Source organism: Roseibium sp. Sym1 (genome assembly GCF_027359675.1).
Classification (GTDB): Bacteria; Pseudomonadota; Alphaproteobacteria; order Rhizobiales; family Stappiaceae; genus Roseibium.
Window position 1 is genome coordinate 45807 of sequence record NZ_CP114788.1, and the last position, 13898, is coordinate 59704.

Here is a 13898-nt window from a genome sequence, read left to right on the forward strand (position 1 = left end):
CGGAAAGCAGATGTACGACAAGGAGCCAGGCGAAATAGCGTACAACCGTCATCGGCGCGCTCCCGTAGCAGCGTAACGCCAGGCTTTAATCCGCATCGCGGGAAGCAAGGCGTGAAGCTCTGCCAATGCCGTGTCATAGTCAAGGTAATCTACGATGTTCGTCACTTTACCGGGCAGCCAACCATTGGTGGGCAGTGCGCGTAGCGCAATCAGGATCATGGCAGCGGTGAGTTCAGCCTGATCGCCACCGTCAAAATACCGCGCAGCAATCAACCTTCGGTCCGAAGTCTGAGCCTCAACAGCTATCCGTGTCCGTCTCGCTGCGAGCCTGGGTAGCAGCCGCGTTGTCCGGGCGATGGTATGGGCATGGCGCAGCAGTAGCGGGCCGAGTCCGATTCGCAAGAACAACACGATCGATCGGGTGACATATCCTGGATCGACGGCAAGATACGTCTCCACGCGGGTCTTGCTGCCCGCTGGCAGAATGCCATGATCAGGAAAACCGACCCCCAGAGCAAGGCGCGCCCTCGTGCATTGTCCGAATACAAAGCCGCGCCGCCGTTCGCCCGGTGATACAATCGCGCTGTTCTGCCCGTCTTTATACGGCGTCCCCAACGCGCGAATAAACCACTCTGTGGCAGCAAGGCCATAGTGTCGTCCCATGCCTAACTCGAGACCGATGTCGATGGAATCTACGTTCGGGCCTCGCGCGATTTCGGCGCCCATCAACGTGCTGAGCCCCGGCGCGGTACCGACACATAGGACAAGAAGCCCCGGCCCGTTCCGGGCTGCTCGCGAGAGATCGTAGATATAACCGGGCGTTGCCGATGTATCGAGTACGGTGCCTCCGCGTGCGATGATCGCCGCTACCGCCACGGGTGGCGTTGCCTCGGTAAGATTGACGACCGTAGCACCATCCGGGATGGCTGTAGCGGAGCCGGGAGTACGGATGTCGATGGGACGCCCTGAGAGCCGAGACGGTGAGAGCCCCTCCGGTACGCCGCCACCCCGCGACAGGAGCGTGATCCCCCAACGACCATCGCTCTGTAGAAGTGGGATCAGGTGTCGACCGACGTCACCCGATCCTCCGATCAGTACAAGGGTCTGGCTATCGAACTTTCTGCGCTCACTAAGATCCATGCGCCCGTGTCCGGACGTTGGGAATGAAAGCTGGCACTCTCGTCGTATATTGATCCCAGGCGTCTGCGAATCGAGCGCGGCTGTCGGCTTCTTCGCTGCGGGCGAGGCGAGCGTACATCCACACCAACACGGGGAACATTGCGAGGGTGAGCAGCGTTGGCCATTGCACCAGGAATCCGAGCATGATCAGCACGAAGCCGACATATTGCGGGTGCCGGATGCGGGCGTAAGGGCCGGTCGTGGCCAGCCGCCCGTGGCGCTGTGCCTGCCAGAGGTGGTGCCACGCTACCGAGATCAGCCAGAATCCACCGCCGATCAGCAAGAAGCTCAACAGGTGGAACGGTCCGAAATGCGGATTCGCTCGCCAACCGAGGATCATTTCTGGCAAATGGCCGCTGTCATGGGCGAGCCAGTCGACTCCCGGATAGGCTGTTTGCAGCCAACCCGAGAGCATATAGATCGTCAGCGGAAAACCGTACATCTCGGTGAACAGTGCGACGACGAAGGCGCTGAACGCCCCGAAGCTGCGCCAGTCGCGCGAGGTCTGCGGCTTGAAGAAACTGAAGGCAAATATTATGAAGACGGCTGAGTTGATAAAAACCATGAACCACAGGCCGTAGGAATATCCGGGCTCGGTCATGACTTGCTGCCTCCCGAGCCATGCCCACCATGCATGAAAAAATGCATGCCGACGCAGACGAGCAGCAGAAGCCAGAGGAACGAATAACCGCCGAAGATATGAATGCGGTGTTCGTAACCCAGAAGCAAACCGCCGATCACGAGGGCGCCGATGAGAACGGTGCCGGTACGAGATTTCCAGAACGACGGCGGGCGGTGGATGCCATTGCCTGTTTCTTGGTCTCCCTGAGCGTTGTGGTCGAGCATCTGCTTATGTTCCTTTCTCATATCTTTGCCCCCCGCAGGCGCAGTGCATTCAACACCACGGAGAGCGAGGAGGCACTCATCGCAAAAGCGGCGAAGATTGGGCCGATCAGGATGCCGAGGAACGGGTAGAGAATGCCCGCCGCGATCGGCACGCCGGCGCCATTGTAGATCAGGGCGAAAAACAGGTTCTGGCGGATGTTGCGCATCGTCGCACGGGCCAGCCGACGGGCGCGCACGATCCCGTCGAGGTTGCCCTTTACCAACGTGATACCGGCGCTTTCTATCGCCACATCGGCGCCTGTGCCCATAGCGATGCCGACATCAGCCTGCGCCAGGGCCGGAGCGTCGTTTACGCCGTCACCCGCCATGGCGACCTTGCGGCACTGCTGCTGCAACTCTTTGATGATCCGCGCCTTGTCCTCCGGCAGCACGTCGGCGCGGATCTCGTCGATGCCGAGCCGGCTGGCGATCGCACGGGCAGTGCGTTCGTTGTCGCCCGTTGCCATGATGATACGTAATCCCTGCTCGTGGAGTGCCACTATCGCCGCGGGCGTTGTCTCCTTGACCGGGTCTGCGACCGAGACCATTCCGGCGATCCGGCCGTCGAGCACGACGAACATCACCGTCTCGCCTTGGTCGCGGCGCACATTGGCCTTGGAGGCAAGTTCGCCCGCGTCGAGCCCAAGGTCCTGGACGAGCTTGAGGTTGCCAAGGGCCACCGCGCGGGAATCGACGCGACCCTTGACGCCTTTGCCGGTCACCGCCTCGAAATCGGTGGCCTCGGCGAGCTTCACGCCACGTTCCTCAGCGCCGGCGACGATCGCCTCAGCCAGCGGATGCTCCGAGCCCTTCTCCAGCGTTGCCGCGAGACGCAGCACCTCGGTCTCGTCGTGGCCCGTTTCGGGCAGGACGGCGACCAGTTTCGGCTTGCCCTCCGTCAGGGTGCCGGTCTTGTCCACGATCAGCGTATCGATCTTCTCAAACCGCTCCAGCGCTTCGGCGTTCTTGATCAGCACACCCGCTTGAGCGCCACGACCGGTCGCCGTCATGATTGACATCGGCGTGGCGAGACCTAGTGCACATGGGCATGCGATGATCAGGACAGCCACCGCCGATACCAGCGCATAGGCAAAGGCGGGCGCCGGACCCCAGATTGCCCAGGTGACAAACGAAAGCACCGCGACGGCGATCACTGCGGGCACGAACTTGCCAGCCACCATATCGGCCCATTTCTGGATCGGCGCACGGCTGCGCTGCGCGGCCGAAACCATCTCGACGATCTGAGCCAGCATGGTGTCGGACCCGACCCTAGTCGCCTGCATAATCAGGCTACCAGTGCCGTTGATTGTGGCGCCGGTCAACTTGTCCCCTGCAACTTTTTCCACCGGAATTGGTTCACCGGTGATCATGCTTTCATCGATCGAGGAACGGCCCTCGACCACTTCGCCGTCCACCGGTACCTTGTCGCCAGGGCGCACGCGAATACGGTCTCCAACCTGGACATGTTCCAGCGGTACTTCCTCCTCGGTGCCATCCTCGCGGACCACCCGCGCCGTCTTGGCCGCGAGGTCGAGAAGCGCGCGGATCGCCTTGCCGGTTCCCTCGCGAGCACGCAGTTCCATCACCTGGCCGAGAAGCACCAAGGTAACGATCACCGCTGCCGCCTCGAAATAGACACCGACGGCGCCGGTTTCGGGATCCCGGAAACCCAGGGGGAAGATGCCGGGCGCGATCACCGCGACAATGGAATAAGCGTAGGCCGCACTTACTCCCATACCGATTAGACTGAACATGTTAAGGTTCATGGTGCGGAATAATTTCCAGCCACGCACGAAGAATGGCCAGCCCGACCACAGGATCACCGGCGTGGCCAGCGCTACCTCGAGCCAAAGCGAGACTTTTTCGCCGAATAACTCGCGAATTGCCATAAGCCCCAGATATGGTGTCATCGTCAGGATAAGGAGTGGCACGGTTAGTGTCGCACCGATCCAGAAACGGCGAGTGAAGTCCGCCAGTTCGGGGTTCGGAGCGTTGACCGCCATCGTCGCCGAGGACAACTCCAGCCCCATGCCGCAGATAGGGCAATCGCCCGGTTCCCTCTGCCGCACCTCCGGGTGCATCGGGCAGGTATAAATCGCGCCGGTCCAGTCGGTGGGCACCTTGTCATATTTCCCGCCAGGTGCCGGCGCGGTGGCGTGTTGGCTACGGCCGGCATGGTCGTGCTTGCCATGGCCATGCGCCGCGTGGCCGTGTCCCCCGGCCTCCCCCTCGGGTACGAGAAACATGCCGCACTTAGGGCATTTGCCCGGCCCTTCTTGGCGCACTTCGGGATGCATAGGGCAGGTGTAGATAGCCTCGGCGCTGGTCTCGTGCGGGTGATGGTGTTGGCTCTTGTTCATGGCCTGTCCTACATGTTTTGAGGTCGATAGGTGACCCCGTTGACTTCCTGCAGTTCGCGGATATTAACAGCGATGCGCGCGACTTGAGCCGTAGCCTTTTCCAGCGACATGCCATCACAAAGCCTTTGGTGATGCCGCACACCATTTTGAGCTGCCATTTGGAATGCCTGATCACCATGGTGCCTGAGATTGTTAATGCCATATTTGAAGGACGGCCCATATTCGGTCCCTGGCACGCTCTGGTCATGACAAGCCGAACAGACGATGTTGAAATAGCGCTCAACCTCCTGTGAGGCGACCAGAAGTGTGGGTATAACGCAAGCCGCCTGCACCAGCTCACCGGCTGCTTCTTCCGTCCCCGTGGGGTGACGCGCGCATATGCTCTGGTCCCGTGGGAGTACAAGCTGGGCGATACGGGTACAGATAGCTTTTTTGGCCTTGTGCTGCACGAGTGGCATTAGTTGTTCGAACGTGCCTGCAGCCCGGCAATATCTGACGGATCGAGCATCGCGCCGACAGTCCCCAACTCAGCGACGGCCGCAGCAGCAACCGCCCTCGGCCGGCACTGTGGCGGGTTTCTCCACCGGAGTCTTTTCAACGTCCGCAGCAGGCGAACTCGCGGAGCCTGTTGCAGCATCGCCACAACATGCCATCGGCTGGCGGGTGTGTGTGTGTGGGCCTTCGGCCGGAATCAATGTCGTCTTGTCCATGTTCGGTCTCCTTCCGTTGAGGATCGACATGTAGACGCCGGCGAAGGTGCGGCATTACATAGAGTAATTCCGCTGATAGTCGGACCCGGTTTACTTGTCGGCTGTTCTCCGATGCCGACATAGGGATAGTCAGTGACAGTAACGAGTGTGACCATTTTTTCCCAGCCTCGTTGATGTCCCCCCCTTGAAGTCTACCTGATACGAATACTGTTCGCTCACCGGTAGGTTGGGTCTGGGCATGGACGTGTCCCAGGGCCCGTTGGTCGCTCGGATCACTGAAGCAGGCAGGGCGGTTCCACAGGCGGAAAATGGTCAAGTCCCGTGCCGCTTGCGCGCAACGGCCGGCAAGGGACGCTCGCGCCGCGTCTGGCGACGAAGATGTCGACCCTGCACAATTGCCAGCTCACCATCCGCGCCCTTGTCCTGCCTTGCTCTTCGCGGCCTTCGGGTCCCGCTCCGAAACTTGAGGGAGCGGAAACCGAAGAAAGGACCGCGCAAAGCGCGGAGAGCCAATGGAAAAAGCAGACCTTGAAGAGCTGAAGGAAAAAGTCACCTGCGCGGCCGTCCTGGAAACCGCCGGCTTTGCCGTCGACAGACGGGAAAGCACACGTAGGGCGGTCAAGTACCGCCGGAGCGGCGACATCATCATCGTCATTCATGACGGCAAGGGCTGGTTCGATCCCCTGTCGGACGCCAAAGGCGACGTGTTTCGCCTTGTCGAACATCTCGACGGGCTTGCCTTTGCCGCGGCCCTTCATGTCGTCGCAGACCTCGTCGGTTTCACGCCATCCGAACCCGCCTGGTTCTGTCAGGCCAAGGCGAGGGAGCCGCACCAGACGGTGGCGCAACGCTGGCAAACCCGCCGCAAGCCGTGTGGAGGCTCCGCAACCTGGCGGTATCTGCACGATGCGCGCGGCATTCCCGAACCGGTACTGCGACAAGCCATTGCCGCTGATGTGCTGCGCGAAGGTCCGCACGGCAGCATGTGGGCCGGCCATACCGACGAGACCGGTCAAGTCACCGGCTGGGAGCAACGGGGTAAAGAGTGGCGCGGGTTTGCGAGCGGCGGCGCCAAGGTCCTCTTCCGGCTCGGGGCGACTGACGCAACGCGTCTCTGCGTCACCGAGGCGGCGATCGACGCCATGAGCCTTGCCGCGATCGAACGTTCGCCGCCCGGATCGCTTTATCTGAGCACCGGCGGAGGCTGGTCGCCATCGACCGAAGCTGCCCTGCGCTGGCTTGCGGCTCGCCCGGACGTTCTCCTGGTCGCGGCCACGGACGCCAACGGCCAGGGAGAGATCTTTGCCGAACGTCTGCGGGCCCTTGCCGAAGAGGAAGGTTGCAACTGGCAGCGGCTCAGACCGCCAACAGACGACTGGAACGCCTGCCTGAAAGAGAAGGGGTGAGAAGAGAAGACGAGAGGAGAAAGACAAAAAACGACTGCCGCATACCCGCTGCCTGCGTCAAGGGTGAAGCTCCGCCCGGCTGACGCCGGCCCTTGACCCAGCCAGCCGGAGAGGCGGCGCCAAGAAGGGGTCCGGAAGGGCTGAAGAAGATGGTGATACCGACAGGGTACGCTGCGCTCCAGCCCGTGACAGGCCTCAAAGGAGCCCGCCATGACCTCTCCAATCCGCAAGATCTATTTCGGTGTCACAGATCGCCGCCAGATGTTTCGTCTGTTCGACCGTCACGCGCAGCGGCCCGACCGTTGGCAGAAGGATGACAGCGCGCTTTATGCCGGCGAATGGTTTGAAATCGCGCAAGACCAGCACGACTACATGCTCGACATCCTGCCGCCTCTCTGGATGCGCGGGGACATGTTCGCCATGCGCGAATTCCTGACCGGCAGCGTCACCAGCGTCTTTTATACATTGCGCATCAACGGCGCGATGCGGTTCTTCCACGCCTATTGCGATCTGTCCGATCCCCGCTCCCCATATGCCATGCGCGGGGCCATCGCCGAGCGCGAGCGCTGGCCGGTCAAGGCGATGACCCGCGACGAGCGGCTCGAGCATATCTGGAGTGCCACCCATGACGATTATCGCGGATATGCCGGCGAGGACTTCCATCTCAAGCATCGCGGCAAGCGCACGGTTTTCGTGCACAGTCGGCCGGGGACGCGGTTTCAACTGCTCGAAACCCTGAGCGACGCGCAGATCTCGGAAAAGCTGCCCGTTCAACTGCGCCACCTGCCGCACGTGCAAGCTGCGTGAGGTGCGCCATGTTCACATTTGTAATTTCTGCGGTCCGCAAGGTCATTGCGCGCGGTGAAGCAGATGCCGCCGCAAATGGCGGTTTCCGCAATCCCTATTTTGGCGAGGGGCAAGACGAGCGTGAGAAGCCTGGGTTCTGGCTGGTGGGCGACGAAGGAGTGTACGTGATGTCGAACGGCAAGCTTGCCGAGGGACAAAAACCGCTCGTCGTCTACGCAAACGAATGCGATCCGAAGGCCAATCCCGACTGGTGGGACTACAAGCGCCGGCACTTCGGAGGCGACGATGGCGTCGAGTTTATCGATGCCGATCTGCTCATTCCAAGCTTTGACCGGAAGCCGAAGGCCACCCATCTCGGCATCCAACTTACCGAGAATGACATCTCGTTCTCGCTGATCACACGCTAACCCCTTTTTTCAATCCCGCACGTTTCCAACGCCGCCGGTTCGCCAGGTGGTGCGGTCTCGTGCGCCCGCATTCCAGGAGAAACCCACCATGGCAGACCACGATCCCTTCAATCTCGACCCGTTCGGTAGTTCGCAAAACACGCTCTCTTCCGGTCTGGGCTTCGGTGTGACCGCCTTTGCCGAAATCCCACTGATTGAGCCAGACGACACTGCCCGACCGCCAGCGACCGAGACGGTCAGGCAGCCCAAAAGCCGGCAGCTGACTGAGCGGCAGTCCGCTGAAGTGTCTGAGCGCGGCAGCAACTTCCATCTTTCCGGAAGCCGCGCACTGGCGAAGGGCTGGAAGGCCCGCGCCCGCGACAATCTCGAGGCGATCCAGCTTGCGACGTCGATCGCGGCCGAGGACCGGCCTGCGAGTAGGGAAGAACAGGCGCGTCTCATCCGCTTTACCGGCTTCGGCGCCTCCGATCTCGCCAATGCCGTCTTCACCCGGCCGGGCGAAGACAGGTTCCGTGAAGGTTGGGAAGACCTTGGCGAGGGCTTGCAGGAGGCGGTGAGCGAAACCGATTACGCCTCGCTTGCCCGCTGCACGCAATATGCGCATTTCACGCCGGAATTCATCATCTGGGCGATGTGGAAGGGACTGGAACGCCTTGGCTGGCGTGGCGGACGCGTGCTTGAACCGGGGATCGGCACGGGACTGTTCCCGGCTTTGATGCCGGAGACTTTGCGTGAAACCTCTTTCGTCACCGGCGTTGAGCTCGATCCCGTGACCTCACGGATCGCCCGGCTGCTGCAGCCGGTTGCCCGGATCGTCGAGGGCGATTTCGCGCGCACCGATCTGCCGGCGCATTTCGATCTCGCTATTGGCAATCCGCCCTTTTCCGACCGGACCGTGCGCTCCGATCGCGCCCTTCGCTCAAAGGGACTGCGGCTGCATGATTATTTCATCGCCCGGTCGATCGATCTTCTGAAACCCGGCGCGCTCGCCGCCTTCGTCACCTCGTCCGGCACGATGGACAAGGCGGATCCAACCGCTCGCGAACACATCTCCAAATCCGCCGATCTGATCGCGGCGATCCGCCTGCCGGAAGGAAGTTTTCGGCAGGACGCGGGCACAGACGTCGTCGTCGACATCTTGTTCTTTCGCAAGCGCAAGCCGGGCGAGCCAAATAGGGGCACGGCCTGGCTGGATCTGGCCGAGGTCGTTCCCGCCAGCGAGGACATTGAGGCCATCCGCGTCAATCGCTGGTTCGCCGAGCATCCGGACAATGTACTCGGCCGCCACGCCACCACATCCGGTCCCTTCGGTGAAACCTATACCTGCCTTTCCAACGAAGGCGACCTCGAGGCTGATCTGGATACGGCCATCCTTTCTCTTCCGGAAGCTCTCTATGACGGCGAGCCCGACGCGATCGATTTCGATCTCGAGCTTTGCCCGGCAGGGTGCGAAGTCGCCAGGCCCGAGGAGCCCCATGTCCGCGAAGGCAGCTTTTTCTTCGACACCTCGAAAGGCCTCATGCAGGTGATCGACGGCAAGCCCAGCCCGGTTCTCGTCCGCGAGGGACGGTCCGGCGAGGGTCTCTCGGAAAAGCAGATCAACATCGTCAAAAAACTGATCCCGATCCGCGACGCCGTGCGTGCTGTGCTGAAAGCCCAGGAGACCGATCAGCCGTGGCGAGATCTTCAGGTGAAGCTCCGCATCGCCTGGTCGAGCTTCGTGCGCGACTTCGGTCCGATCAATCATACCAGGGTCTCGATCGCAGAGAACGTCGAGACCGGCGAAACCCGCGAGACGCATCGTCGACCGAACCTGCAGCCTTTCCTCGACGATCCGGATTGCTGGCTTGTCGCCTCCATCGAGACCTACGATCTCGACACGGATACGGCGAAGCCCGGTCCGATTTTCTCCGAACGGGTGATTGCTCCGCAGGTCGCCCCAGTCATTACCAATGCCGCCGATGCGCTCGCCGTCGTCCTCAACGAGCGTGGCCGTGTCGATCTCGACCATATTGCCGAGCTTCTGCATGAGGACCGCACAACTGTGATCGAGGAGCTTGGCAGCGCGATCTACCGCGATCCGGCGGATGGATCCTGGCAGGCCTCGGACGCCTATCTCTCAGGTCCGGTGCGCGACAAGCTGGCGATGGCGCAAGCAGCCGCCGAACTCGACCCGGCTTACAAACGCAATGTCGAAGCGCTTGAAGCGGTGCAGCCGGCCGATCTCAGCCCCTCGGACATCACCGCGCGTCTTGGGGCTCCCTGGATCCCCGCCAGTGACGTCGTCGATTTCGTGAAGGAGACGATGGGAGTGGATATCCGCATTCACCACCTAGCTGAACTGGCCTCCTGGACGGTCGACGCCCGAATGCTCGCATTCCGGGCTGAGGGCACTTCCGAATGGGGCACCAAACGCCGGCATGCCGGCGAGCTCATTGCCGATGCGCTCAACAGCCGGGTGCCGCAGATCTTCGACACGATCAGGGAAGGGGACAGCGAGCGCCGGGTTTTGAATGTCGTCGACACCGAGGCCGCGAAAGAAAAACTCGCCAGGATCAAGACCGCGTTCCAGAGCTGGGTCTGGTCCGATCCGGATCGGACCGACCGGCTGGCACGGGTCTACAACGACACTTTCAACAACATCGCCCCCCGATCCTTCAACGGGGACCATCTCCAGCTCCCGGGCGCCTCCGGCGCCTTTGGTCTTTACGGTCACCAGAAACGCGGTATCTGGCGCATCATATCGGCGGGTGCGACCTATCTCGCCCACGCCGTCGGCGCCGGCAAGACCATGACGATGGCGGCCGCCATCATGGAACAGCGCCGGCTCGGTCTGATCTCGAAAGCCATGCTGGTCGTGCCCGGTCATTGCCTGGCGCAGGCCGCCCGCGAATTCCTCGCGCTCTATCCGACAGCCCGTATCCTCGTCGCCGACGAGACGAATTTTTCCAAAGACAAGCGGCACCGCTTCCTGTCGCGCGCCGCAATGGCCTCCTGGGACGCGATCATCATCACTCATTCTGCCTTCAAATTCATCGCCGTTCCGGCCGCTTTCGAAAAGCAGATGATCGAGGATGAACTTGGCGTCTACGAAGATCTGCTCACCCGGGTCGAAAGCGACGACCGGGTGTCGCGCAAGCGCCTGGAACGGCTGAAAGAGGGATTGCGGGATCGGCTGGAATCCCTCGGCTCGGTCAAGGACGACCTCCTCACCATCTCCGAGATCGGGATTGATCAGATCATCGTCGACGAGGCCCAGGAGTTCCGGAAACTCTCCTTTGCGACCAACATGTCCACCCTGAAGGGCGTCGATCCGAACGGCTCGCAGCGCGCCTGGGATCTCTATGTGAAATCCCGACTCATCGAAACCAAGAACCCCGGCCGGGCACTGGTGCTGGCGTCCGGCACGCCGATCACCAATACGCTCGGAGAAATGTTCTCCGTGCAGCGGTTCCTTGGGTTTGATGCCTTGAAGGAGCGTGGCCTGCACGAATTTGACGCCTGGGCCTCGACCTTCGGCGATGTGGCGACCGAGCTTGAACTGCAACCGTCCGGCAAATACAAGCCCGTCTCGCGCTTTGCCACCTTCGTCAACGTACCGGAACTGATCGCGATGTTCCGCTCCTTTGCAGACGTCGTGCTCCCCGCCGACCTGAAGCAATATGTGAAAGTCCCCGCGCTCTCGACGGGCAAGCGCCAGATCATCACCGCCAAGCCGACCAAGGACTTCAAGCTCTACCAGCAGGTCCTTGAGGCGCGGATCCAGGCGATCGAAAAGCGCGAAGGACCTGCAAAGCCCGGCGACGATATTTTGCTCTCCGTCATCACTGATGGACGGCATGCTGCGATCGATCTCAGGCTGGTCGACTTCGGCGAGGAGAATGAACCGGATAACAAGCTCAACAAGCTTATCGAGAACAGCATCCGCATTTGGAAGGAAACTGGCGAAAACGAGTATCTGACCCGCGAGGGCGTGCCCTTCGACCTACCCGGCGCGGCGCAGATGATCTTCTCCGATCTCGGCACGATCAACGTCGAGAAGTCCCGCGGCTTTTCCGCCTATCGCTGGATCCGCGACGAACTCGTCCGACGCGGGGTCCCTGCCTCCGAAATCGCCTTCATGCAGGATTACAAGAAGACAGAGGCCAAGCAGCGGCTCTTTGCCGACGTCAATGCCGGCAAGGTCCGCTTCCTGATCGGCTCGTCCGAGACGATGGGGACCGGGGTGAATGCCCAGCTTCGCCTGAAGGCGCTCCACCATCTCGATGTGCCGTGGCTGCCCTCCCAGATCGAGCAGCGCGAAGGCCGTATCGAGCGGCAGGGAAATCAGCATGACGAGATCGATATCTTTGCCTATGCCACCGAAGGCTCGATGGACGCGCAGATGTGGCAGAACAACGAGCGCAAAGCCCGCTTCATTGCCGCGGCGCTCTCCGGCGATACATCCGTTCGCCGGCTCGAAGATTTGGGCGAAGGGCAGGCCAACCAGTTCGCCATGGCGAAGGCAATTGCTTCCGGCGATCAGCGCCTGATGCAAAAGGCGGGGCTGGAAGCCGACATCGCCCGGCTCGAGCGATTGCGCGCTGCGCACCGCGACGATCAATTCGCCGTTCGCCGCCAGATCCGCAATGCCGAACGCGACATCGAACTCTACACCCGGCGGATCGCCGAGATCGGCAAGGACATCGAACGCAGGATCCCGACCAGTGGCGATGCCTTCGCAATGACCGTCGGCGGACAGTCCTTCACCGAGCGCAAGCCCGCCGGCCGTGCTCTCATGAAGGAAATCATGACCCTCGTGCATCTGCGGGAGGAGGACGAGACAACCCTCGCGGCCATCGGCGGTTTCGACCTGATCTTCTCCGGCCAGCGTTTCGGCCAGGACGATTTCCGCTATGACGTCACGCTTGCGAGATGCGGCGCGGAGACCGGGATCGATCTTGCCCTGACCGTCACGCCGCTCGGCGCGGTGTCGCGCATCGAGCACGTGCTTTCCGATTTCGAGGAGGAGCGGGCGCAATACCGCTTCCGGCTCGACGATGCAAAGCGCCGGCTTGCCTCCTACCAGTCTCGCCAGGGCGGGGAATTCGGATTCGAAGAGGAACTTGCGGAGAAACGCCGGCAGCTCGCTGAAATCGAGAGAAACCTCGCCGATGACGTTGCAACGGTGGCAGTACCCTCTGAGCAGGCGGCGTGACGTGATGGTCCCTAACGCAATCGATCCTCGTCATCGATCAGTTCCAGGCAACAAGGTGCGGAGGGTCCCCATTTCCAGAGCACCAGGTTCATGTCACCGGGACCGGCCCCCTTGGCAAAGCTGCGAACGAGCAGCCCATTATGGCCGGCAGTGATCAGATCGCTCGCAAAGCGCTGGGTCCGTGCTTGTCCCTTGGTCTTCATTTGGTCGCGCCAGGCGGGATCGGCCAGGGCGACCTCATCGAGTCCTGCGGCTTCAAGGGCTGCCATGTCGGTTGTATCGAAGACCATCTCGATCTTCGCCCGGTAGCAGACAAGCGTGGTCGGCTGCAGATCGCCAACCTGGTTGGCTTCCCGCAAGGCTGTCAGCACCGATGTCGACGTGTAGAGCGCGGGTACACCTTTGGGGTTGAACCGGCCGCCATAAAGTGCGGCTCCCCGCCCGGACATCGGCTCGCGCGCATAGACCGGATTGAGCGCCCGGTAGAGTTTTCCGGAATAGCTGACCATCGCTCTCAGGCGTAAACGCCGGCGTCGACCGCGTCGATGAAGTCAAGAACCTCCTCGGCTCGGCCTTCCCGCACCAGCTGCATGGCCGTCCGCCCCGAAAATCCGGACAGCGGCTCTGAGCGAAACCAGGCATAAGCCATCAGGGCGGACCCGAAGCGCGGCTCTACCTTGTTGACGATCTCGACCATCTCGCGCAACCGGCGCTGGGTCTTGTCGGAACGCACCCGATCCTTGCGCTGTACCGCATCCTTGCCGAGACCGACGGTTCGCGCGATTTCCTCGCTGGTCGTACGAAATGCCTTGGCGATCTTGTTCGGCGCAAACAGCCCGTGATCCGAATAGGCTGCGAGATCCATGATGTTGCTCCACATATTTGCCGCTAATTTAGTCGCAATATAGCGTCATTATAAGCGGCATTCAATAGAAGCTCAGAATCCG

The 13898-nt window shown here is 61.6% G+C and carries 11 protein-coding genes; 4 read left to right on the plus strand and 7 right to left on the minus strand.

What is annotated here, in order from left to right:
- Positions 1-48: 48 nt before the first annotated feature.
- The 5 genes from O6760_RS31790 to O6760_RS31810 form a co-directional block, all read right to left on the minus strand.
- Positions 49-876 (minus strand): hypothetical protein, encoded by an 828-nt coding sequence (locus O6760_RS31790; RefSeq protein WP_139314153.1) that lies wholly within the window; start codon positions 874-876, stop codon positions 49-51.
- A gap of 253 nt (positions 877-1129) precedes the next feature.
- Entirely contained in the window at positions 1130-1780 is a 651-nt protein-coding gene (locus O6760_RS31795; RefSeq protein ID WP_075282909.1) for a methyltransferase family protein, read from the minus strand.
- Positions 1777-2025, minus strand: coding sequence for a DUF2933 domain-containing protein (locus O6760_RS31800; RefSeq protein ID WP_075282946.1), 249 nt, complete (start codon positions 2023-2025; stop codon positions 1777-1779). The genes O6760_RS31795 and O6760_RS31800 overlap by 4 nt, the downstream gene beginning before the upstream one ends.
- A 17-nt stretch (positions 2026-2042) precedes the next feature.
- The gene (locus O6760_RS31805; protein WP_269586472.1) at positions 2043-4424 is read right to left on the minus strand and encodes a copper-transporting P-type ATPase; all 2382 of its coding nucleotides are present in this window, start codon (positions 4422-4424) and stop codon (positions 2043-2045) included.
- Between the two features lie 8 nt (positions 4425-4432).
- Positions 4433-4882 carry a hypothetical protein gene (locus O6760_RS31810; protein WP_075282911.1) on the minus strand — a complete coding sequence of 150 codons (450 nt, stop codon included), beginning with the start codon at positions 4880-4882 and terminating at the stop codon, positions 4433-4435.
- 764 nt (positions 4883-5646) lie between these two features.
- Here O6760_RS31810 and O6760_RS31815 point away from each other — a divergent pair.
- From O6760_RS31815 to O6760_RS31830, 4 genes are all read left to right on the plus strand, one after another.
- Entirely contained in the window at positions 5647-6540 is an 894-nt protein-coding gene (locus O6760_RS31815) for a DUF3991 and toprim domain-containing protein (RefSeq protein WP_075282912.1), read from the plus strand.
- Positions 6541-6750: 210 nt separating this feature from the next.
- On the plus strand, positions 6751-7347 hold the full coding sequence (locus tag O6760_RS31820) for a DUF1419 domain-containing protein (protein WP_075282913.1): 597 nt from the start codon (positions 6751-6753) through the stop codon (positions 7345-7347).
- Positions 7348-7355: 8 nt separating this feature from the next.
- Entirely contained in the window at positions 7356-7754 is a 399-nt protein-coding gene (locus O6760_RS31825) for a DUF3085 domain-containing protein (RefSeq protein ID WP_075282914.1), read from the plus strand.
- A gap of 88 nt (positions 7755-7842) precedes the next feature.
- Positions 7843-12951 (plus strand): DEAD/DEAH box helicase family protein, encoded by a 5109-nt coding sequence (locus O6760_RS31830; RefSeq protein ID WP_269586473.1) that lies wholly within the window; start codon positions 7843-7845, stop codon positions 12949-12951.
- A gap of 11 nt (positions 12952-12962) precedes the next feature.
- Here O6760_RS31830 and O6760_RS31835 read toward each other — a convergent pair whose 3' ends face one another.
- Both O6760_RS31835 and O6760_RS31840 read right to left on the minus strand, forming a co-directional pair.
- Complete coding sequence (locus O6760_RS31835) at positions 12963-13460, minus strand: RES family NAD+ phosphorylase (RefSeq protein ID WP_075282916.1); 498 nt, start codon at positions 13458-13460, stop codon at positions 12963-12965.
- A 5-nt stretch (positions 13461-13465) separates the two neighbouring features.
- Positions 13466-13816 (minus strand): antitoxin Xre/MbcA/ParS toxin-binding domain-containing protein, encoded by a 351-nt coding sequence (locus O6760_RS31840; RefSeq protein WP_008188369.1) that lies wholly within the window; start codon positions 13814-13816, stop codon positions 13466-13468.
- Positions 13817-13898: the final 82 nt, after the last annotated feature.

Excerpts from the sequence above, each read along its gene's own strand:
- O6760_RS31820 (WP_075282913.1), top strand. The coding sequence starts at position 6,751 with ATGACCTCTCCAATCCGCAAGATCTATTTCGGTGTCACAGATCGCCGC.
- O6760_RS31795 (WP_075282909.1), bottom strand. The coding sequence starts at position 1,780 with ATGACCGAGCCCGGATATTCCTACGGCCTGTGGTTCATGGTTTTTATC.
- O6760_RS31800 (WP_075282946.1), bottom strand. The coding sequence starts at position 2,025 with ATGCTCGACCACAACGCTCAGGGAGACCAAGAAACAGGCAATGGCATC.
- O6760_RS31815 (WP_075282912.1), top strand. The coding sequence starts at position 5,647 with ATGGAAAAAGCAGACCTTGAAGAGCTGAAGGAAAAAGTCACCTGCGCG.
- O6760_RS31835 (WP_075282916.1), bottom strand. The coding sequence starts at position 13,460 with ATGGTCAGCTATTCCGGAAAACTCTACCGGGCGCTCAATCCGGTCTAT.
- O6760_RS31830 (WP_269586473.1), top strand. The coding sequence starts at position 7,843 with ATGGCAGACCACGATCCCTTCAATCTCGACCCGTTCGGTAGTTCGCAA.
- O6760_RS31810 (WP_075282911.1), bottom strand. The coding sequence starts at position 4,882 with ATGCCACTCGTGCAGCACAAGGCCAAAAAAGCTATCTGTACCCGTATC.
- O6760_RS31840 (WP_008188369.1), bottom strand. The coding sequence starts at position 13,816 with ATGGATCTCGCAGCCTATTCGGATCACGGGCTGTTTGCGCCGAACAAG.
- O6760_RS31805 (WP_269586472.1), bottom strand. The coding sequence starts at position 4,424 with ATGAACAAGAGCCAACACCATCACCCGCACGAGACCAGCGCCGAGGCT.
- O6760_RS31825 (WP_075282914.1), top strand. The coding sequence starts at position 7,356 with ATGTTCACATTTGTAATTTCTGCGGTCCGCAAGGTCATTGCGCGCGGT.